This is a genomic window from Flavipsychrobacter sp. (assembly GCA_041392855.1).
GTDB lineage: Bacteria > Bacteroidota > Bacteroidia > Chitinophagales > Chitinophagaceae > UBA5543.
Map to the genome: position 1 here is coordinate 971,107 of JAWKLD010000001.1, position 22,690 is coordinate 993,796.

Genomic DNA, 22,690 nt, shown 5'->3' on the forward strand with positions numbered 1-22,690 from the left:
TTCTAGGTCTATTTTTATGAGTATTCTTTTATTTAACATAATGTAAATTATAGAACTCAAATGCGTAATTGAATAGCAAATGTCATACAAGCGTAAGTATAGATAATAGGCATATACAGCCATATGGAATATTCCCTAAATTGTAAGAATGAGAACATTGGTAGCATTTCTTGCTTTATTATTTCCTTTGTTAGCCATTGCTCAGGATGAGCAAGAGGTAAAGAACGTTATAACCATCTCGGGAGATACAGTATATAATAACAGCGAGCCATACTGTTTGTTACAAGCCGAAGGACAGGTATATATTATAAGGAACTTCTTATTGGAACGTATGGCGCAAATTGAACCTGTTATTATCGGTGCTGATCAGTATTACCAATTAGATGTGTCCATGCTTTATAAAACCTTTTATATAAAACCTATGGAATCGAACTTCGTTGAGGAGTATTTGCACTATATGGTAATAAATGGCGTATTAGATGATGAAGGCTATTATGACGAGTTTGGCACACGGTCTTTAGTGGCATTTATAAAGGAAAAAGGAATCACGATAACTTATGAAGAGCTTGAGGCGATAAAACAAAAGAACAATAAAAGGGACTGGAAAATAGCTTATGAGCATAATAAGGATAATGATTCGACAATAATTAAGGCAGATGATAAGATGGTTGCTTATTATAAGACCACTCGTTGGGAGGATCTTGGAGCTGATAGGTATGCTATAGCTAGAGGTCCTAATTATGCCCATACAAGATATTATATCTACGCTCTTGACAATAGCCTTGTGGCCGAAATTCGTAAACCATGGGATGGAATAACAATGACCGTAATTCTTGCTGCTAATAATGAAGAATTGAAGTTTCGTTACCTACCTAAAGACAAAAATATAGTAACCCTGACTACTAAAATACTCTTAGCAAAAGGTATGCTGTAAGTAAGCCTCTCGCCTTTAGGTGTTTTAGTATTTAAGGCTTAGTAAAGCTCCGGATGCTACAAATCCTATTTTTGAATAAATACGTTCTCCCGATTCTGATGCAACAAGGAATATGGTTTTACTATTATTCCTGTGAGCCTCATCTATTAGCTGCTCAGTCATAGTTTTTCCTAAACCCAAGCCTCTGTGTGACGAGATTGTTCCTATCATGTGTATCCCCGAATTTCCTTCATTGTCTAGGAAGATCATACCACAACTCACATAGATACCCTCATACTGCCCAATAAAAGCCTTTATACTCTGCTTGTTTTTTATTAGAGCCTCGATGATTGTTGAGGGTAAAACTTCATACCCAAAAGAACTGGATGCTATTTCAGCAAAACTGTGTGCTTCTGCTTCTGTTGTAACAAGTTTAATGGTATTAAATACTTTTTGAGTGGGCTCTGTTAAAGAAATGTCCTTATACATACCCTTTACGCTAGATGTTTCTATAAAATGGTTTGCTAGTAGCGTGTTTTTTAAAGATATATCGTCTTGGTGTATGCCTATTGAGTTAGGTAACTCCCCCATCTGTATGGCTTGTTGTAGTTCTTCGATATTGCATTCTTGGCTTATATTAAAAACTTTTGATGGCCAAGACCATTTTTGAGGAGCAGTATACATGTAGTCGTTTTCTTTATATAGAAAGCCTCCAGCCTCACCAATATGTTCCCAAAATTCAAATAAATGCTTAATGATATTATCTTTTTCCATATGCTGTTTTTATAGTTTGTTTTTTATTAATGTAATGTAAAATGGTAATGCTCAATATAGAGACGCCAAGAAAACCAATGATCAATGGTGGTAGTGTATTGTGCGTACATAGACCTATTAAGATAGATATAGGTACCGATATGATTGTAGACAAAGCGCCTATAATTGAAGCTCCCATGCCCGCAACATGCCCTAATGGCTGTATGGCCAAAGTGCTCAAATTGCTAATGAGAAAGCCATAGCAAGCCAACTGTAAGAACATAAACAGCATGAATATATCTAAATAATTATGTGTGTAATGTAGGCTCAACAAATATACTACTGATAGTATGAGGCTTACTGTTATTGCATAGTGAACAATGTTTGTCATGCCTAAACGTACTACTGCCCTGCCGTTTATAAGAGACGCAATACCTATACTTGTAGCCAGAGTAGCAAAAACTAACGGATAGCTTTTGCCTAGGCTATATTTTACTTCAAATATTGCTTGCGAAAGATTGAGATAGCTAATGAAAATACCGGAATACATCCCTAGAATTATAATGTACACCAATGAGCTTTTATTGCTAAGAATGTAAAGCAAAGCATTCTTTATATTGATATAGTTAAGTTTAGTTCTATTACCCTTATCCAGTGTTTCAGGCATTCGGTATAAGAACAAAAGGATGGAGAACGTGCTTATTGCAAAGAAAGCTATATAGATTGCTCTCCAATTGTAGTAAGCTATAATAGCCTTGCCAAGCACAGGGGCTATCATAGGTGCAAAAATGTAAATGACCATTATAAAGGACATGGCTTTGGCCATTTTGTTGCCATTAAACCTATCTCTAACAATTGCTAAATTCAATGCTCTGGGGGCACCCATCCCTACCCCTTGTATCAGTTGTCCTAGTATTAAAAAAGAAAAAGAGGTTGTTATATAAGATATGTAGCAGCCAAATAGAAAAAAAGCAAACCCGATTGTCATTACCCTTTTTCTGCCAAAGCTATCTGATAGGGGGCCATAAATAAGTTGGCTACATCCTAAGCCAAGGTATAGGATAGAAACTGTAAAATGTGTTTTGTTGTCATTTATGTGAAACGTTTGTGTAATATCTTGAAAAGCTGGTAAGATCATGTTTATCGCTAATGATACTATTGCCATCAATAAAGCAATAATGAAAATGAACTCAGCAAACCTTATGTCTGAACTACGCATGACGCAAAAGTCCACTAACAATATCGTTATTATCTTAATCTAGATTAAGAAATCAATGACTACTGAGCTGTTTTCTGATTTTGCTAAGATGTTCGGGGCTTATATTAAGATAAGATGCAATTATATATTGGGGGACCAACTGCTCGATATGTCCATAATGTTCTCTAAAGGTGAGGTACTTTTCTTCAGCGGTTTTGTTCAGTTGACCGTATGCTCTATTATGTAGCCTGGAGTAAGATTGCTCTAATTTTAACCTGAAATAAGGTTCCATTTTAGGAACATCATTAAGCAGTTTTTCAAATTTGCTTTTGTGTAATTGATAAATGGTAGTTGGTGCTAATATCTCAGTGTAAAATTCATTGGTTACCCCATTTATAAAACTATACAAGTTGTTTATCCAATTATTTTCAATGCCTATTTGTACGGTTATTTCTTTAAGAGAATCATCAAGAAAAAATACCCTTACCAGCCCTTGTTCTATGAATTGCATACTACTGGCAATTTTTCCATAAGATCTAAAATCTGCTCCCTTATCTAATTGTATTTTCTCAAAACAAGACAAGGTTCTAGTTAAGACATGGTCATTAACATCAATTAAGCTTCTTATATTCTTTATTAAGTTTTCCATGCTACCCTACTAATTTGTCTTTAAGTGTCTATGATGTGCTAAAGTAATAACTACTGTTTGAAAGAAACGCTACATTGTAATTGTTATAGACAACGCCTATAATGTCAGTTTGTCAGCTCCTTAATAACAATAATACAATCTTGCTGTTTATTTAGTTTTGGGCTATAGGTTTTCCTTATAAAGTATAGCATGCTGAATTCAATTCGCTGTTCATATCTTGATAGCTTTTAGTAAATTTGGAGAATGACAATTGGTGTCGCAGATATTGAAATTAAACGAGTTGTAGATAATGTTCGCAACGACGTAAAAGATACATTGGCCATAGAAGAGCCGTTAGAAATAAAGCTCTCCTTTTTTGATGGCAGAGAGTATCTTATTAAGAACTTGTCCATTACCATGCGCACTCCGGGTAATGATGAAGAGTTAGCTATAGGCTTTCTGTTTACAGAAGGTATCATCCGTAGCAATGACGAAGTAAGGCCATGCGTTTCTTTAGGAGAAAATCAGGTTTTGGTTACCCTTGATGAGCAGGTGACTTTTGATATAACTAAGCTGGAGCGGAACTTTTATACTACATCTAGCTGTGGCGTGTGCGGAAAGTCTTCAATTGATGCTGTAAAGACTGTTTGTTTATTAGAAGATAAGGAGAGTGATATTTCTATAAATGCCTCTACTCTGCACTCTTTACCCGATAAATTGAGTCATAATCAAGGTCTATTTGAGCAAACCGGGGGGATTCATGCTTCTGCCCTGTTCAATAGCAATGGAGATTTATTGTTGACCAGAGAAGATGTAGGTAGACATAATGCTTTAGATAAACTAATAGGCACTGCTTTGCAAAACAACGACCTGCCTTTAGATAAGCATATATTACTACTTAGTGGCAGAGCTAGTTTTGAGCTAATACAGAAAGCGGCAATGGCAGGTGTTAAGATAATAGCTGCCGTTGGTGCGCCTTCAAGTTTGGCCGTAGCTACTGCAAAGGAGTTTGATATGACCCTAGTCGGTTTTTTAAAGGCTGACCGTTTTAATATATATTGTGGAGAGAATAGAGTTATTGTATGAAAATAAGAATCAGAGGTAATTCGGTAAGGTTTAGACTCACCAAAAGTGAGGTGGCTCAGTTTGCCGAAACAGGAACTGTAACAGATACGACCAATTTTGGTGCTGCAACTTTTAGTTACGAGCTCAAAACTGATGATAGGGATGCAATAGGTGCAGTTTTTGAAAATGGCAAGATAACCATGCTTATTCCTATAGCTATAGCCAACGATTGGACGACAAAAGAAATTGTAGGTTTTGACAATATGATACAATTAGGTAATGGTGAGGAGTTGTATCTACTATTAGAGAAAGACTTTAAGTGTCTTGATGAAAGTATTGAAAATCAGTCTGATAATTACGATAATCCTTTAGCTGCACAACTGTAATGAATAAAGATAACAAGCACGTACCTAATGCAGAAAACCCTGAGATATTTACAGGGCTAAAATTGTCCAAGCCCAAAGATATGGCTGCAGGAATACCTGCGGTTATTTCAAGCGCTAAACATGTTTTAAGTGAAATGGGGGCAGCCAGAGCATGGAAAGCACTTATTACACTTAATCAAAAAGATGGATATGATTGTCCTGGTTGTGCTTGGCCTGATCCTGACGGGCATCGCTCGTCAATAGCTGAATATTGTGAGAATGGCGCTAAAGCTATAGCCGAGGAAGCAACTACAAAAAAATGTGACCCAGCCTTTTTTGCTAATAACTCTGTATATGATCTTGCTCAACTTACTGATTATGAAATAGGTAAGAAAGGTCGTGTTACAGAACCAATGTATTTAGCAAAAGGAGCTACACATTATACGCCTATCAGCTGGGAAGCTGCTTTTCAGAAAATAGGAACACATTTGAATGCGTTAAGCAGTCCTAACGAAGCGGTTTTTTACACTTCTGGCCGTACTAGCAACGAAGCTGCCTATTTGTATCAGCTATTTGTGCGTGAATATGGCACTAATAATCTGCCTGATTGCTCAAATATGTGTCATGAATCTAGTGGTAGTGCTTTGATGGAGTCTGTAGGTATTGGTAAAGGTTCTGTTACATTAGATGACTTTTATGAAGCTGAAGTGATAATCATACTAGGGCAAAATCCTGGCACCAATCACCCTCGTATGCTTTCTGCACTAAAAAAAGCAAAAGAGAATGGTGCACAGATAGTATCAGTTAATCCACTACCAGAAACGGGGCTTATTAGTTTTGCTAACCCTCAAGAAGTGTCTGGCGCACTTGGAATTAAGGCAAAACTGACCGATCTGTTTCTTCAGGTGAAGATAAATGGCGACCTAGCTCTATTAAAAGCGTTAGGCAAACGATTATTGGAAGAAGAAGAAAAAAGCCAGGGTTCTGTATTCGACCATGAATTCATTAAGAATAATACTGCCGGATATGAGGCATACATCAATAACCTCAAGACCTACGATAATATAGATAAGCTTGCAGAAGCTTGTGGTATTTCTATTGCACAGATCAATGACTTTGTTGATATTATAAAGAATAAGACCAAGATCATCGCTTGTTGGGCTATGGGGCTTACTCAGCATAAAAATGCAGTAGATACTATTAAGGAAGTAGTGAACTTGCTACTGTTAAAAGGAAGTATCGGCAAAAAAGGTGCAGGTACTTGTCCTGTACGTGGACACAGTAATGTACAAGGAGATAGAACAATGGGAATCTTTGAAAAGCCCGCTCCTGCCCTATTAGATAAAATACAACAAACCTATGGGTTTGAACCTCCTCGAGCGCATGGTTATGATGTCGTAGACTGTATTAAAGCCATGCACAAAGGTGATGCAAAAGTGTTTTTTGCCATGGGCGGTAATTTCCTTTCTGCTACCCCTGATACGGAATATACTGCTGATGCATTACGTAAAACAAAACTTACGGTACAAGTATCTACTAAGCTGAATCGCAGTCATTTAGTAACAGGAGAAGAGGCAATAATATTACCTACATACGGGCGCAGTGACAAGGATATTGTAAATGGAGAACAGCAGTTTATTAGCTGTGAGAACTCTATGGGGGTAGTACAAATGTCGAAAGGTGGTTTGACGCCAATATCAGATAAGTTTATGAGTGAGCCAATGATAGTATGTCATTTGGCAATGGCCACTTTAGGTGAAAAAAGCAAAGTAAACTGGAAACTATATACAGAAGGCTATGATTATATACGTAACGATATAGAGTTAGTTATTCCTGGGTTTGAAAATTATAACAAGAGAGTTCGTCAATTAGGAGGTTTTTATCTGCCTAATGGTGCTAGAGAGGGTAAGTTTAATACTGCTAATCAAAAGGCCAATTTCAATGTAGCTGATGTTACTTATCATAATATAGCTGATGATGAGTTTTTGATGATGACCGTTAGAAGCCATGATCAGTTTAATACAACTATATATGGCCTAGATGATAGATATAGAGGTATTACTAATGAGCGACGTGTAATATTCATGAATGAAAAGGATATTGCAAAAATAGGTTGTAAAGGTGGTGATGTGGTCGATCTGTATAATTATCATGATGGCGTAGAACGTGTTGCGCATAAATTCATCATTATTCCGTTTAGTATACCAGAAGGAAGCACAGCTACTTATTTTCCCGAAACAAATGTTTTGGTACCAATAAATAGTACCGCTGACAAGAGCAACACCCCAACTTCAAAGTTTGTGGTATTAAAAATCAGAAAACATGAGGGCTAATATCATATTGGCACTTTAAATCACCAGTAGATATTATGGATAGAAAGGACTTTGTTACACTTTCAGCAAAAGCAGCATTGTCTTTAGGAGTTGCGCTAAAAACTTCATTTTACAATGAAGATGATGCGCAACAAGAAAATTTACTTGATAAAAAAGGTACAGGAAGTGTATTTGAGTTAACCACAGCACCTATTGATACTGTTAGGATAGGTATGATAGGTGTGGGTAATCGCGGAGGGGTACTTCTGCAAATGTTTGAGTATTTACTAAAAGAAAAAAATGCTGCAATAGTAGCCATAGCCGATATTCAAGAAGAAAAGGCCAACGCAGCTCAAGAGATATTAAACCGTCTTCAAAAGAAACCAGCAAAATTATACTACGGAGGCGAAGAGGAGTGGAAAAAAGTAGCTGAGAGGGACGATATTGACTTATTGGTCATAGCTACTCCATGGCATTTGCATACCCCAATGTGTATCTATGGCATGGAGCAAGGCAAGCATGTGGCTTGTGAAGTACCTATCGCTACGACTTTGAAAGACTGTTGGACATTAGTAGAAGTAGCTGAACGTACGCAGAAACACTGTATGATGTTAGAAAATTGTTGTTTCAACGGCGAAGAACTTTGGGTGCTTAATATGATTCAAGAAGGTGTTTTTGGAGATATAACACATGCTGAAGGTGCGTACCTGCACGACCTGAGAAAACACCTGATAGACGAAAAGAACTATTACAATCAGTGGAGAATAAAAGAACATGAGAAGCATAATGGTAATTTATACCCTACTCATGGTTTAGGCCCCATAGCCAGCTACATGGATATAGGAAGAGGTGATAACCTTGATACTATAGTGTCAATGAGCTCTAGAGAAAAGAATTTGAGTGATACGGCTAAAAGAAAGAATAGTAGTCATGATAAGATCAAGTGCGGAGATCTAAATACTTCTTTAATCAAAACTAAAAGAGGTAAGACCATCATGTTGCAATTTGATGTACATACAGGTAGGCCCTACAGTAGATTGAACAATGTAACTGGTACCATGGCCGTACATGAAGGTTATCCCTCCCGTTTGTACATAGATGATGGAGAACCCAAATATTACGGACACGAATGGCTTGAAGAAAAAGAATATCGAGAATATAGAGTTAAATATGACCACCCACTTTGGGGTACTGCTTTTAAAAACCTAATAGATATTCAAGGCGGGCATGGTGGTATGGACGCAGTAATGATGTATAGACTGGTAAAAGCGTTAAACCAAGGGTTGCCTTTAGATATCAATGTTTATGATAGTGTGTTATGGAGCGCTATCGTTCCCTTATCAGAAATGTCTGTAGCGCAAGGAAGCATGCCTATTAAAATTCCTGACTTTACAGGTGGCTTGTGGGAAAACTATAAACCTTCTCCCCTTTTGAGAAATATCATATAGCGCCTTATAGCTACAATGATAACGTTACCAGTTATTCAAATTCAGCATTGCCCCTTCTATTAGATATGGTGCAATATCATTTTTGGGTATTTCTATAATGTTGTTTGGTTGTAGTGCCTGCACTACATGAGGAAAATCGAATGGAATTACAAACACAAACCCCTCCTCTGTAATGTAGAAATCCTCAATTCTGTGAGGGAAGTTGAAGTTTCTATACTGTTCAATTTGGTTATTATAACTGTAAAGCTCTTCCTTGTCTGATAGCTCTTTTCTACCCTCTGCTATGATAGTTTCTACTCGCCTTGTATACTTGCTAATAATTGGTGCTGCCATTCCCTCATTTACAATGTCATATATATCAAGCTGCTCACCAGTATTCTTATCAAATGTAAAATAGTAGAAAGCAGTTGACGGGTATGCACCCGTATAATCAAATGTGACTACGACACTCAATAAACAGTTGTTATTATACGTTGTATCTACATTGTAATAATGGTAGCCATTTACAGGTCTATCTTCATTTGGTGTTGTCCTCCACTCTTCTGCTTCCTCAGCAGTCATGTCAAAAAGAGTTTCTATAGAATATACACTCTGTATCTTTTTATTAGCTTTTGCATTACTACAATCATCCGAATTAGTATTTTGATGAATGCTAGTTATTGATCCATTGCAACTTGAAATGGCTATACTAATAGCCAGTAATACAACTATTCTATACATAAGCCATAAATATAGCTATTTCAAAGCTTGAAAAACCTTAAAGCTGTAAACAACCTTAGTATATTTACGCAGTGAGTAATAAAAGTTCGGATATACTTATTGTAGGTGCTGGGCCTGCAGGTTGTACAGCTGCGTTGGCATTAAAAGATGCTGGTTTGAAAGTGGTATTGATAGATAAATCTAGCTTTCCAAGAGACAAAGTATGTGGGGATGCTATACCAGCTCGAGCTATCCAAACACTAAAAGCTATTGATTCAAAATTTGCAGACGTATTTAAGGTCTACGATAAGGCGCAGCTTATTAAACATACAGATGTTGTTTATAACCAAAAGCAGCTAAAACTACATTGGAAGCTTGATGCATATACCTGCCCAAGGTTATATTTTGACAATCAGTTGTTAGGATTAGTAAAGAAGCATACTGATACAGAAATTCTTGAGGGCATTACTTTAAAGACAATTTCTAAGACAGAAGATGGCTATGCCTTAAAAGATAAGGACGGGATTACATACAATGCTAAAATCGTAATAGGTGCGGATGGCGCACAAGGTATCTGTGCCAAGCAATTGGCTAACTATACTGTAGATAGAGACCATTACTTAGGCGCAGTAAGGGCCTACTTTGATAATGTAGCCAATACTAAAGAAGATACTATTGAGATAATTATGGATAGGCGTTTCCTACCTGGTTATTTTTGGATATTCCCTGTATCTCCTACTCGTTCCAACGTAGGTTTTGGTATGCTAAGTGCCGATATAGCAAAGCGAAAAATGGATTTAAAAAAGGGGCTTTACGATGTAATAGAAAAAATACCAGAGCTAAAAAGTCGCTTTGTCCAAGCAAAACAAATTGGCAAACTCGAAGGACATGGTTTACCTATTGGATCAAGAAAAATACAGATGTCTGGTGAAGGATTTATGCTATGTGGTGATGCGGCTTCACTTGTTGACCCTATAACAGGAGAAGGGATTGGCAATGCCATGTTGAGTGCAAGACTGGCAGCATTACAAGCTATACAATGTATAAAAACAGATAGTTTTTCGGCACAGGTTATGCAGCAATATGATACTGCCGTTTGGGGAGCACTTGGGGATGAACTGAAACTACGCACCAAAACACAAAGTATAATGAGCAAAATGCCGTTTTTGCTAGATTGGGGTTTCAAACTTACAGGATGGGAACCCGTAAGGCGCTTTGTTCAGAGTAAATGTTAGTTTTTACAGCATCATAGATTTGTAACAAATGTTACTGTATTAGTATTTGTTACGATTTACCTTTTGATGTTATGAAAAAACTTCTTTTATTTTCTGTATTGGCTTTATTAAGTCAAAGCGTATTTGCACAAGACTCTTTAAAGTATCAGGTCCATCTTACACCCGTAAAAATAAATGGATTGCCTGGTTTGCATTCTTATGCATATGCTCAGCATAATGGTAAATGGTTAATTATAGGAGGGCGTAGAGATGGCTTGCATCCTAGGCAGCCTTTTAGAAGCTTCCCTGAAACACAAAACAATAAGGATATATATGTAGTTGATGTTGCTCAAAAAAAAATGTGGTCGGCAAGTGTAAGTTCTTTACCTACAGCTATAGAGGAGCAATTACAATCTACTAATATGAACTTTCATCAATTGGAGGATACCCTTTATATTATTGGTGGATATGGATATTCTACCACAGCAACTGATCATATCACATACCCTAACCTGACAACGATTAACGTTTCAGGTCTTATTAATGCCGTTATTAATAGCCAGCCTATAAGTTCATACATAAAACAAGTGAGTAATAACTCTTTTGCAGTTACCGGTGGGCATTTGTCTTATTTAGCGGATACGTTTTACTTAGTAGGTGGTCATCGTTTTGATGGTAGGTATAACCCTATGGGGAATAATACATATACCCAAACCTATACCAACCAGATAAGAAAGTTTACAATTAATAATGCTACTACACAACCAAGTTTTGTTGAGCACACCCCTATTACAGATGCTGTGCATTTAAGAAGAAGGGACTACAATCTATTACCTCAGGTTTTTCCTGACAGATCAGAAGGTTTTATGATCTCTTCGGGCGTTTTTCAACAAAATGTTGACTTGCCATTTTTATACCCGGTTGATATTACAGCCAAGGGGCACTCGCCGCAAACAACATTCAACCAATATTTAAGCAACTACCATTGTGCTACAACATCGCTGTATGATAGTGTTAACAATGTAATGCATATGTTGTTTTTTGGAGGTATTAGCCAATACTATTATGAAAATGGCTCTTTAGTAAAAGATGATAATGTTCCTTTTGTCAATACCATCAGTAGTTTATCTAGAGGTGCCAATGGTGTTATGAAAGAATATGAGCTACCTAACAGAATGCCGAATCTAATAGGTGCCAGTGCTGAATTTTTGCTCAATGAAGATATTCCACATACAAAATCTGATATTATTAAGTTGCACACTTTTAATAAAGACACAATACTTATAGGGCACATATTAGGTGGTATTTCTAGTACATCAAGAAACCCTTTTGTTGCAAACCAAACAGAAAAAACGGTTGCTGATGAAAATATTTATGAAGTAAGATTAATAAAAGGTAATGCGACTAATATTAAGCCTATAAAAGGAAGTCATGAATACAAGGTAGATGTATACCCTAACCCTGCTGACAATTATATAAACATAACTCTTTCACAAGAGCAGTTCACGTCAGCATATTACTACCTTACTAATATGGGAGGGCAACTATTACAGCATGGGGAATTAACGAATAGGCAAGGCAACAGTAGGTTCAGAGTCTCATTTGAAAACAAAATTGAGGCACAACAAATACATTTAACAGTTGTAATTGATGACAAATACTTTATTTCTAAGCCAGTATTTATCAAATAAAGAACATTAAAAAAACATGGATGTGTTTATCATTGTTATGTATTGATTATCAAATAAGTAAGATGCTTGTCAATTAACTACGTCCATTTATTGCTAGGCAGTGATTATTAGGTTATATTTGTAGATTAGTTGATTTGTAAAACAGATTTAGGTGCAGGCGATTCTTTTTTACCTCTTGTTACCATTGATCTATTTGATATCAATACTACCTTTCAGGGTATTATATATCATATCAGATTTTCTTTATTTGGTAATCTACAGAATCTTTGGGTATAGGAAGAAGGTGGTTTTACAGAACCTCACCAATTCTTTCCCCGAAAAATCTGAAGAGGAAATAAAGATCCTTGCCAAAAAGTTTTACAAGCACCTATTCGATGTTTTTTTAGAGACCTTTAAGACCCTTTCCATCAGCAAAGAAGAAATGCTAAAGCGTTGTGTGTTTACACCGCAAGCTTATAAAGTATTTGATGACATTGCTGCTAAGGATAAAAGTATAGTACTTGTATTAGGGCATATGGGCAACTGGGAATGGGCAGGAAATACTTTTAGTATGTCTTGCAAGCACCAGCTTTATGTGATATACAAGAGAATTGAGAATAAACGTTTTGATGATCTTGTATATAAAATACGTACACGTTTTGGTACTAAGCTAATAGAAACAAAGAATACGTTTCGAGAAATGGTGAAAAACCGAAATGAGCTTAATGCTACTGCTTTTATTGCTGACCAAACCGCTACACCCGAGAACGCTCATTGGATGACCTTTTTAAATCAGGACACACCTGTTTTTAAAGGTACTGAAGTGATTGCCAAGAAGCTAAATTATGTAGTAGTATACGGCACTGTTAAGAAGGTAAAAAGAGGCTACTACGAAATATATGCTGAAAAGATGTTTGACAACCCAAGGGATACTGCTGAGGGAGAAATATCTGAGGCGCATACAAAGAAGTTGGAAAAAGATATAATTGCCCAACCCGAAATATGGCTTTGGTCACATAGGCGTTGGAAACATAAAAGAACTAAACAAGATTAATGCTCGAAGGGAAACAACTCATATTAGCTACCAAGCAATTTGCACAAGAGAATCGCACCACAAGTTGGGTACACTTGTTATCTACCCTTCTTCTGTTGGTTGGTACTCTATTGAGCACATTCTTTGTTCCTAATTGGTACTTCAAACTACCTATAAGTATACTTGGGGGGTTGCTCATGATACGTATGTTTATTATTTATCATGACCACCAACATCATGCTATATTAAATAAGTCGGCCATTGCTAATGCTATTATGATCGTTTTTGGTGTATATATATTAGCACCTAGCAGTATATGGAAACGTTCTCACGATTATCATCACAGCCACAATTCAAAACTATTTAGTGCCAGTATAGGCTCCTACCCTATTGCTTCCAAAGCAAAGTTTGCTGCTATGAGCAAAAAGGAGCAAAAAATATACTTAGCTGTTCGTCATCCACTTACCATACTGTTTGGATATTTTTCCATGTTCATATTTGGCATGTGTATCAACTCTTTCATGAGTGCACCACGCAAGCATTATGATTCATTGATCTCTTTAATACTTCACTTTTCTATAAGTGCCTTACTAATTATCTTTCTAGGCTGGCAAGCGTGGTTTTTTGCCGTTGGCATACCTCATTTTATTGCTAGTTGTATGGGGGCTTATCTATTTTACGCTCAGCACAACTTCCCTACTACCACGTTTGCAGAGAATAAGGATTGGAAATATGAAAAGGCTGCGCTAGAATCGTCAAGTTATATGGTGATGTCTCCATTGATGAACTGGTTCACAGGTAATATCGGCTATCATCATATACACCACCTTAATGCTCGTATTCCATTCTACCGTTTACCAGAAGCCTACAAAGCTATACCTGAATTGCAGAACGCCAAAACAACCTCTTTGAAAATAAAGGATGTTATAGCTTGTTTTCGACTAAAGGTTTGGGATCCTGAACGTGACAAAATGGTCTCTCTTAAGGAAGCTTTTAGCTAATTGTAAAAATATTTTCTTTTCCTGTCCAGTTTCTTAATTAGTGTTCGTCTTCTATATACAAACATTGATTAACTAAACAATTAAAAGACAAAAACTATGAAAGAGTATTTATTGATCTTTAGAGGTGGAGACGGACGTGAGGCTAGATTGGACCCTGAAAAATGGGCTCAGCACATGGAGCTTTGGAAAAAATGGATGGGTGGACTTGCAGAAGCTGGTAAGTTTATTGGCGGTCAACCTCTGGTTGGTGATGGTAGAACCATGCATACTGTAGATAATATTACAGATGCCCCTTTTGCAGAAGGTAAAGAAGTGGTGAATGGTTACCTTATAATAAAAGGTAAAGATTATGACGAGGCTGTTGAGCTATCAAAAGGATGCCCAATATTTGAACATAATGGCATTGTAGAGGTAAGAGAAATCGCGAGCATGAACAATATGTAATAAACACATTATTATTATTTCAGCCTGCTATATGCAGGCTGTTTTGTTTAATATCACTAGCTTCAAGTCCATGTCTATTACTTCGGTACATTATATTATTGAAGAGCTTACTAAAAAAGAGTCTGGTAAAATAATAGCAGTTCTTACACGCGTATTTGGACCACATAATTTTGAATTGGCCGAAGATGTTTTTCAAGATGTATTGATCAAAGCTTTGGAAAGCTGGCAAGAGAAAGGTGTACCCGATAACCCTACAGCTTGGCTATATCGTGCCGCTAAGAATAGAGCAATAGACATGTTGCGGAAATATAGGCATGAATACACCTATGGTGATGATCATAATCCCCTACTCGATTCTGAATATACTGCCAATACTGTTTTAGAAGACTATTTCAAAGAGCATGAAATAAAAGATGATCAGCTAAGAATGATTTTTGCCTGCTGCCATCCAGATATTGCAAAAGAAGCTCAAACCGCTATGGTATTAAAGACGATAAGCGGATTTTCGATACCACAAATAGCCAAAGCCTTTATAACTTCCAAAGACACTATTGAGAAAAGACTTTACAGGGCAAGAAAAGCTTTTAGAGATGGGAAGGTTGCTTTTACAATACCCACAGGTGATGAGTTGATTGCTCGGCTGGAGAACGTACTTAAAACGATCTATCTTATTTTTAACGAGTCTTACAGTTCTTCCTATGATGATGAATTGATCAAGGAAAGTTTGGCTTTAGATACCATAAGGTTGTGCACGCTAATAGTAGAACATCCTTCTACATGTAGACCAGAGGCACGAGCATTGTTAGCACTTTGCTATTTTCATACCGCACGCATGCCCGGACGGATAAGTGCTAGTGGAGACCTGCTATTGATGAGTGAGCAAAACCGTTCACTTTGGAATAAGGACTTTATTGATGCAGGAATACATCAGCTAACATTAGCCGCTGAAGGTAGTAATATAAGCAGATACCATGTAGAAGCTGCAATAGCATACGAACACTGTAAAGCGGAAACTTACGATGCTACTGATTGGCGGATGATCTTAGAATATTACAATATCCTTCAACAAATTGAACCATCACCTATAATACTGCTTAATAGAGCTGTGGTGCTTAAAGAACTAGAAGGCGCAGCAAAAGCTATAGAAGTCATAAAGAGCATACCTGGTATTAATTACTTAGATAAATACTATTTGCTACACGCCATATTGGGCAAGTTGTATTCAGAAATAGGCAGCAAGATTGACGCCATCAAGCACTTTGAAAAGGCATTGTCTCTTGTGGTGTCTACAGCTGAAAGAAAACTGATCAATAAAGAACTAAAGGAATTGACAAGTTAGACATTTGTGCAACTTTTTCTTTACCTTTATTCTATGAGTCGTTCTTATGCAGATATGCCACTACACTACGGGAAAGTACCTCCATGGCTATATACACGCATGGGCAAACTAGGCAGTGCTATTGTAGATGCTGTTGTAATGGAATATGGTAAATCTGCACTTTTGCACAAAATGAGTGACCCTTTCTGGTTTCAATCTTTAGGTTGTGTGTTAGGGATGGATTGGCATTCTTCTGGTATTACTACCTCTGTATTAGGCGCATTAAAGCATACCGTAAATCAAAGGTCTAAAGAGCATGGTATTTATATCTGTGGTGGTAAAGGAAAGCACTCCAGAGCAACACCTACAGAGTTGATCAATATAGCAGAAAGAACAGGCTTAGACGGAAATGCACTTGTAAGAAGCAGTAAACTTTCGGCTAAAGTAGATAATACTGCTATTCAGGATGGCTATAATATCTACTTGCACTCTTTCATACTCAGCGATGAAGGTGAGTGGACGGTTATACAACAGGGAATGAATGATACTAATGGTATGGCGCGTCGCTACCATTGGCACTCCCCTTCACTACAATCTTATACAGAAACACCGCATACCTTCATTTATGGTCAAAATAAAGGACAAATATTAAACCTTACAGATAAGGCGGCAAAAGAAACCAAACAAAGCATACTGGACATAACAAAAGAGAAGCCGGAAATAATCCTAAAAGAAGCTAAGCGACTATTGATGCCTAGTCATCACGATGTGAAAGCCAAAGACGTAGACCTAAAAAGGTTAGGAAGCATACTAGCTATAGCACAAGAAGAAGAGTTAAGGGACATAGAATCTCTATTGCTTCTAAAAGGTGTAGGCCCACGTACTTTACAATCATTGACACTAGTTAGTGAAGTAATACATGGCACTCCTTCTCGGTTTAGCGATCCGGCTCGTTATTCTTTTGCACATGGTGGTAAAGATGGCCATCCCTTTCCTGTGCCTACTAAGGTATATGATGAATCTATAGCAATTCTGGATAGATCTATCAGGCTGGCCAAACTAGGGAATAATGATAAAAATGAAGCGATCAAAAAACTCCATTCATCTGCTAAACGCTTAGAGAAAGATTTTGTCCCCAATAGCAGGTTTGAAGAGTTGATAGAAAAAGAAAGAAAAGACTCCTGGAAATATGGCGGACGTACTGTTTTTGGTAAAGAGTTGCCTCCTAAAAACAAAACAGAACAACTTTCGTTGTTCTGAAATAAAATATATTAATTAGACTAAGCTATTTACTGATCTTGACCAAGCTTCTTTAGCATTTCACCATGTTTGGTGAGTGCTGTAATAAAGTTGGGTTGCTCATAGTATGGTAAGCCATGGTCTAATATTGTCTTTTTAACTATCGGCGCAATATCTACATAATGTATGTGGCAGATATTAGGAAACAGATGATGTTCTATCTGACGGTTTAGTCCACCTATGAACCACGACATGATCTTGCTCTTTGGAGAAAAATTAGCCGTATTTAATACTTGGTGTACAGCCCAGTTGTTTTCAATTTTTCTATCTCCACTTGGTAATGGGAATTCACAATCTTCCATTACGTGTGCCAATTGGAAAATAGCCGATAGTAAGAAACCTGCAACAAAATGCATAAGAACAAAACCTAGCACTACATAACCCCAAGACACCCCTGAAAATAATATCGGCAATACTATGATATATGCATAGTAAGCAAGTTTGTATAGGCTCAACTGGAACATGGTAATACCTAAAGATTTCTTCTCTTTTCTAAGCAAGCCTTTTTTGTGATAATCATATACCTGCTTGAAATCTTTAATGGTAGCCCATTGCAATGTAAGGAAGCAATATAAGATCCAAGCGTATATATGCTGGTATTTATACGCCTTATGTTTTGGTGCATGTGGCGAAAAGCGAAGCATACCGCCAGCTTCTATATCATCGTCCAAACCTTCAATATTCGTATAGGTATGGTGAAGAATATTGTGTTGCAATCTCCATGTTACATGGTAGCCACCTACAAGCGTAGCTATTCTACCAAGCATTGCGTTTAGAAACTTATTCTTAGAATAAGAACCGTGGTTGGCGTCATGCATAACAGAACATCCTATACCTACCATGCCTATCCCCATCAAAAACCAAAGACCGAAGTATATAAATAGTGAAGATGACGCTACTCCTGATACCATAATGCCATATGGTATTAAGTACATGAGAATAATTGCGATACTTTTCGTTACCATCTTGGTGTTACCGTTCTTCGCAATGTTATTATCTCTGAAGTAAGCTTCGATGTTCTTTTTTAGATCGTCGTAAAAACCCTCACCATTTCTTTTAGCAAAACGTACGATCTCTATTTTTCTATTTGTAGACAACTGGTATTCTTTTTTATTTGTGTGCAAAGGTACTCCTAAAATCAAATCCTACCTATAAATATTAAATAATAATTAACTCTCAAGCAAAAAAAACGTGTTGATAAGCATCAACACGTTTAAATAAATCAATATGTATAATTACATAGCATCTAGCTTCTCTTTCAACTCTTTTGCTTTGTCAAGCTTATTTTGACGAGCATAAATTTCTTTCATTGCTACGATAGTAGATCTGTAAGTGCTTCTGTCTTCAGACTTAAGCGTTTCTACTTGAGGATCTAATTTATCAAGAGTAGTTTGCAAATAAGGAAGTGCTTTTTCAAACAATGCATCTCTCTTTTTCTGCAACTCATCATATTTTTTATTCTCTTCAGCACTAGTACCAAGTTGGTTCATTGCAGTTATTACTTCAGAAGCGTTGTTGAAATATAATGCACCTAAGTTGTAGTTATAAAGGAAGTTTTCAGGTTGTGCATTTACTGCTTTTAAGTATGCAGTTTCAGCTTTTTGTACTAATTCATCATAGTTAGCAGGTTTCTCCTTTGAACTAGCCATACTATTATAACCATTACCAAGGTTATACTGTAATTCAGCATTATCAGGGTCTCCTGCTACTGCAGTTTCTAACTTTTTAATTAATACTTCTTGTTGATCTGTTCTGATATAGTAGTTCAACTCTTCATTTCTAAGAGAAGTACTTGCAGGATATTTTGCTCTACCCTCTTCAAGAAGTTCTATTTGAGCTTTATCATTACTTTGTTGCTTATATATATTCGAAAGCATTAAGTAAATATTATCACTAGTACTTATAGGATCATCTTTCAACTCATTAAGTACAGGTATCACTTCATCATACATCTGGCCATAAAAACCACAATATGCTTGTATTATTTTGGATTGAGATGCAATAGTATCTAGTGTTTTCTTTCCTTCAAAACGTTTGCCGCCATCGATGTTTCTTATGGCAACAGCTTGTGCTCCATAGTTAAATCCATCTTTATATTGTTTCTGACCATAAGCCGTAACCGCATCATTATAATAGTTATAAGTGCTGATAATTAAAGCTTGATCAACATCACTTTTCTTATAATTTGGATCAAGTGAAATTAATTTAGTATATGCATCTACTGCTTTTCTGTATGGTGCTTCTGCTTTATAAGCAGGGTCGTTTTGCATACCCATATAGATATTACCCTTTACATACCAAGTTTTTGGGAAATCTTTTGTAGAGGGGTCAGTTTCCGCTTCGGTGATATATTTTAAAGCTTCCGCAAAGTTCTTTTTACCATATTCTAGTGCGGCACTGGTAACATTCTTCTTTTGTGCCCAAACAAAATTTGTTGCTAATAGGCAAACTAAAACTAGTGTGATCTTCTTCATTTACATCTTATTTATTAATAATAGATATCTGTGTATAGTATAAAGCAAAAATAAAACCAATAAATGATTTAATAGTAACCAAAATGACATATTAACATAAACAAATAAGCCGCATGTAAAAAAACACACGGCTTAAAAATGCTATTTATTCTTTAGGCTTATTCTTCTGCTTCTGTGGCAGTAGCGTCTGTTGTACTTTCGTCAACTTCTTCCCCTTCATCTTCATCGTCTTTGTCTACTATTTTAGCAATAGCAGCTATTTCATCGCCTTCGTCTATGTTGATCAATTTAACACCTTGAGTTGCTCTACCTGCTTCACGAATAGCTTCAACTTCCATACGTATTGTAATACCAGACTTACAAGTGATCATTAGATCATTCTCTTCCGACACTGCTAATAAACCAACAAGACCGCCTGTTTTTTCTGTGATGTTAATAGTTTTTACACCTTTACCACCACGATTGGTAACTCTGTAAGTTGTTTCCAGCTCTCCTGTTTCTTCATTCTTGGTTAAGAATGGAGTACGTTTTCCTAAGCCTCTTTCCGAAACTACAAGCACTTGCGTCTGTTCATCGTCTTTGGCTAAACAAACAAGGCCTACAACACCGTCATTCTCGTCAGACAACTCAATACCATTTACACCTATTGCTCCTCTTCCCGTAGGTCTAACCTTGCTTTCTTCAAAACAAATAGCCCTACCTGATTTTACAGCCATCATGATATAGTTATTGCCATCAGTAAGTTTTGCTTCTAATAGCTCATCCCCCTCTTGTATAGTAATTGCATTTACCCCAGTTTGGCGTGGGCGGCTAAAGTCTTCCAGCTTAGTTTTCTTAACAATACCCTTCTTCGTGCACAATACGACAAACTTCCCTTCAATACGCTCTTTTTCTTCTAGTTTGTATACATCTATAATTGTTCTGATGTTATCATCAGGCGGTATTTGTAGCAAGTTTTGTATCGCTCTGCCCTTAGCGTTTCTATCAGCTTCAGGTATCTCATATACCTTCAACCAGAAACAACGCCCTTTTTCTGTAAAGAACATTAATGTGTCATGCGTTGAGGCAATGAATAGATGTTCTATATAATCTTCTTCTCTGGTGCGTCCACCTCTAGAACCTCTACCTCCACGTTTTTGTGCACGATATTCTGTAGCAGAAGTACGTTTGATATATCCTAAGTGAGAAACGGTGATAACAACATCTTCCTCCTCAATTAGATCTTCAATACGCATTTCATTAGCTAGGTATTGTATTTCAGATTTACGCTCGTCTCCAAACTTCTTTCTTACATCTTCCAGCTCCTCTTTAATGATATCGAAACGCATCCCTTCATTAGCCAAAATCTCTTTGTAATGAGCAATACGTTTCATTATCTCAGCATGCTCTTCACGTATCTTATCGCGCTCCATGCCTGTAAGACGTTGAAGACGTAGCTCCAATACAGCTTTTGCCTGTATTTCAGACATCTCAAACTTTTCGATCAAGCCTTGTTTTGCTTGCTCTGGGTTTGGAGAATTTCTTATAAGAGAAATAACCTCATCTAAATGGTCTAGAGCTATAAGATAACCTTCTAAAATATGAGCTCTTTTCTCTGCTTCTCTTAGTTCATATTGAGTTCTTCTTACAACAACTTCATGACGGAAACCTACAAACTCTGAAATCATATCTTTCAGGTTTAAGGTACGAGGTCTACCTTTTACAAGGGCTACATTGTTAATACCGTAAGAGGTTTGTAGCTCACTGTATTTGTACAGCTGATTGATGATCACTTGTGCTACGGCATCTCTTCTTAACTCTACAACTACCCTTGTCCCGTCTTTATTAGACTCGTTGGCTACGTGTGTAATCCCTTCAATTACTTTATTGTTTACGAGGTTACCTATTTTTTCTGCCAGTGCATCACGACTTACTTGATAAGGTACTTCTGTAATAACAATTTGTTCTTTGCCGCTTTTTAAGGTCTCTACATTTACTTTACCACGCAGTACTACTCTACCACGGCCAGTATGCATACCCTGTTTTATGCCGTCAATACCAAAGATGATACCACCTGTTGGGAAATCGGGAGCTTTAACGAATTTCATCAATTCGTCGATAGTGATCTCATTATTATCGATATAAGCAACACAACCATCTATTACTTCAGATAAATTGTGCGGCATCATATTAGTAGCCATACCTACCGCAATACCTGAAGATCCATTGATCAATAGCTGTGGTATGCGCGTTGGCATTACAGTTGGTTCTTGTAAAGAGTCGTCAAAGTTCAACGAAAAATCAACGGTTTCCTTATCAAGGTCATCCATCATACTTTCAGACAAACGCTGTAAGCGTGCCTCTGTATAACGCATTGCTGCCGGTCCGTCACCATCTTGAGAACCAAAGTTACCCTGGCCATCTACAAGGTTATAACGCATGCTCCAAGGTTGAGCCATACGCACCATTGCATCATATACTGCAGTATCACCATGCGGGTGGTACTTACCCAGCACCTCACCGACTATACGGGCAGATTTCTTATAAGGCTTGTTGTAGTTGATACCCAATTCGTGCATGGCAAATAATACACGCCTGTGCACCGGTTTAAGACCATCACGAACATCTGGTAGTGCACGACCAACTATAACCGACATGGAATAATCGATATAGGCCGTTTTCATCTGCTCTTCTATATTGATCTGGATGATTTTGTCATTTTCAGGAGTCTCCTCCGATGACGACAAATTCTCATTATTTTCGTCCATAAATACTCGTTAAAAAGAATGTACAAATATAACAAAAATGCCCCGTATTGTCGGTATGGAAAGTATCCACAAATGTGCATTTTGTGTATAAGTGAACCAATCTTTACAG

Annotated in this window: 19 protein-coding genes; 12 read left to right on the forward strand and 7 right to left on the reverse strand. The window is 37.0% G+C overall.

Features of this window, described 5'->3' with window-relative positions:
* Window positions 1-148 precede the first annotated feature (148 nt).
* Window positions 149-934, forward strand: coding sequence for a hypothetical protein (locus R2800_04665; GenBank protein MEZ5016322.1), 786 nt, complete (start codon window positions 149-151; stop codon window positions 932-934).
* Window positions 935-958: 24 nt separating this feature from the next.
* Here R2800_04665 and R2800_04670 read toward each other — a convergent pair whose 3' ends face one another.
* The 3 genes from R2800_04670 to R2800_04680 are packed head-to-tail and all read right to left on the reverse strand — an operon-like array spanning window position 959 to window position 3,513.
* Window positions 959-1,687, reverse strand: coding sequence for a GNAT family N-acetyltransferase (locus R2800_04670; protein ID MEZ5016323.1), 729 nt, complete (start codon window positions 1,685-1,687; stop codon window positions 959-961).
* A complete protein-coding gene (locus R2800_04675) occupies window positions 1,674-2,885 on the reverse strand; it encodes a multidrug effflux MFS transporter (GenBank protein MEZ5016324.1) in 1,212 nt (403 codons plus the stop codon). Before R2800_04675 ends, R2800_04670 begins: the two co-directional genes overlap by 14 nt.
* Before the next feature lie 52 nt (window positions 2,886-2,937).
* Complete coding sequence (locus R2800_04680) at window positions 2,938-3,513, reverse strand: Crp/Fnr family transcriptional regulator (GenBank protein ID MEZ5016325.1); 576 nt, start codon at window positions 3,511-3,513, stop codon at window positions 2,938-2,940.
* A gap of 243 nt (window positions 3,514-3,756) precedes the next feature.
* Here R2800_04680 and fdhD point away from each other — a divergent pair, with 243 nt between their 5' ends.
* Genes fdhD through R2800_04700 form a run of 4 tightly spaced genes read left to right on the forward strand, consistent with a single transcriptional unit; the run spans window position 3,757 to window position 8,682 of the window.
* Complete coding sequence (gene fdhD, locus R2800_04685; protein ID MEZ5016326.1) at window positions 3,757-4,578, forward strand: formate dehydrogenase accessory sulfurtransferase FdhD; 822 nt, start codon at window positions 3,757-3,759, stop codon at window positions 4,576-4,578.
* Window positions 4,575-4,943 carry a hypothetical protein gene (locus tag R2800_04690; GenBank protein ID MEZ5016327.1) on the forward strand — a complete coding sequence of 123 codons (369 nt, stop codon included), beginning with the start codon at window positions 4,575-4,577 and terminating at the stop codon, window positions 4,941-4,943. The genes fdhD and R2800_04690 overlap by 4 nt, the downstream gene beginning before the upstream one ends.
* On the forward strand, window positions 4,943-7,255 hold the full coding sequence (locus R2800_04695; protein MEZ5016328.1) for an FdhF/YdeP family oxidoreductase: 2,313 nt from the start codon (window positions 4,943-4,945) through the stop codon (window positions 7,253-7,255). Before R2800_04690 ends, R2800_04695 begins: the two co-directional genes overlap by 1 nt.
* Window positions 7,256-7,290: 35 nt before the next feature.
* Window positions 7,291-8,682: a Gfo/Idh/MocA family oxidoreductase gene (locus tag R2800_04700; GenBank protein MEZ5016329.1), complete on the forward strand. Its 1,392-nt coding sequence runs from the start codon at window positions 7,291-7,293 to the stop codon at window positions 8,680-8,682.
* Window positions 8,683-8,706: 24 nt separating this feature from the next.
* Here R2800_04700 and R2800_04705 read toward each other — a convergent pair whose 3' ends face one another.
* Window positions 8,707-9,402, reverse strand: a complete 696-nt coding sequence (locus R2800_04705; GenBank protein ID MEZ5016330.1) for a hypothetical protein — start codon at window positions 9,400-9,402, stop codon at window positions 8,707-8,709.
* Between the two features lie 71 nt (window positions 9,403-9,473).
* Between R2800_04705 and R2800_04710 the strand changes: the two genes are divergently transcribed.
* The 7 genes from R2800_04710 to R2800_04740 all read left to right on the forward strand — a co-directional run bounded on the left by R2800_04710 (window position 9,474) and on the right by R2800_04740 (window position 17,321).
* On the forward strand, window positions 9,474-10,616 hold the full coding sequence (locus R2800_04710; protein ID MEZ5016331.1) for a geranylgeranyl reductase family protein: 1,143 nt from the start codon (window positions 9,474-9,476) through the stop codon (window positions 10,614-10,616).
* 71 nt (window positions 10,617-10,687) lie between these two features.
* Window positions 10,688-12,286, forward strand: coding sequence for a hypothetical protein (locus R2800_04715; GenBank protein ID MEZ5016332.1), 1,599 nt, complete (start codon window positions 10,688-10,690; stop codon window positions 12,284-12,286).
* Window positions 12,287-12,437: 151 nt separating this feature from the next.
* Window positions 12,438-13,319, forward strand: a complete 882-nt coding sequence (locus tag R2800_04720; GenBank protein MEZ5016333.1) for a lysophospholipid acyltransferase family protein — start codon at window positions 12,438-12,440, stop codon at window positions 13,317-13,319.
* Complete coding sequence (locus tag R2800_04725; protein MEZ5016334.1) at window positions 13,319-14,299, forward strand: fatty acid desaturase; 981 nt, start codon at window positions 13,319-13,321, stop codon at window positions 14,297-14,299. Before R2800_04720 ends, R2800_04725 begins: the two co-directional genes overlap by 1 nt.
* A gap of 96 nt (window positions 14,300-14,395) precedes the next feature.
* Window positions 14,396-14,743 (forward strand): YciI family protein, encoded by a 348-nt coding sequence (locus R2800_04730; protein MEZ5016335.1) that lies wholly within the window; start codon window positions 14,396-14,398, stop codon window positions 14,741-14,743.
* A 70-nt stretch (window positions 14,744-14,813) separates the two neighbouring features.
* Window positions 14,814-16,082: a sigma-70 family RNA polymerase sigma factor gene (locus R2800_04735; protein MEZ5016336.1), complete on the forward strand. Its 1,269-nt coding sequence runs from the start codon at window positions 14,814-14,816 to the stop codon at window positions 16,080-16,082.
* A 33-nt stretch (window positions 16,083-16,115) separates the two neighbouring features.
* The gene (locus R2800_04740) at window positions 16,116-17,321 is read left to right on the forward strand and encodes a DUF763 domain-containing protein (protein MEZ5016337.1); all 1,206 of its coding nucleotides are present in this window, start codon (window positions 16,116-16,118) and stop codon (window positions 17,319-17,321) included.
* 29 nt (window positions 17,322-17,350) lie between these two features.
* Here the strand turns inward: R2800_04740 and R2800_04745 are convergent, their stop codons facing one another.
* The 3 genes from R2800_04745 to gyrA form a co-directional block, all read right to left on the reverse strand.
* The gene (locus R2800_04745; GenBank protein MEZ5016338.1) at window positions 17,351-18,457 is read right to left on the reverse strand and encodes an acyl-CoA desaturase; all 1,107 of its coding nucleotides are present in this window, start codon (window positions 18,455-18,457) and stop codon (window positions 17,351-17,353) included.
* A gap of 138 nt (window positions 18,458-18,595) precedes the next feature.
* Complete coding sequence (locus R2800_04750) at window positions 18,596-19,834, reverse strand: hypothetical protein (protein ID MEZ5016339.1); 1,239 nt, start codon at window positions 19,832-19,834, stop codon at window positions 18,596-18,598.
* Between the two features lie 158 nt (window positions 19,835-19,992).
* Complete coding sequence (gene gyrA, locus R2800_04755; GenBank protein MEZ5016340.1) at window positions 19,993-22,581, reverse strand: DNA gyrase subunit A; 2,589 nt, start codon at window positions 22,579-22,581, stop codon at window positions 19,993-19,995.
* Window positions 22,582-22,690 lie beyond the last annotated feature (109 nt).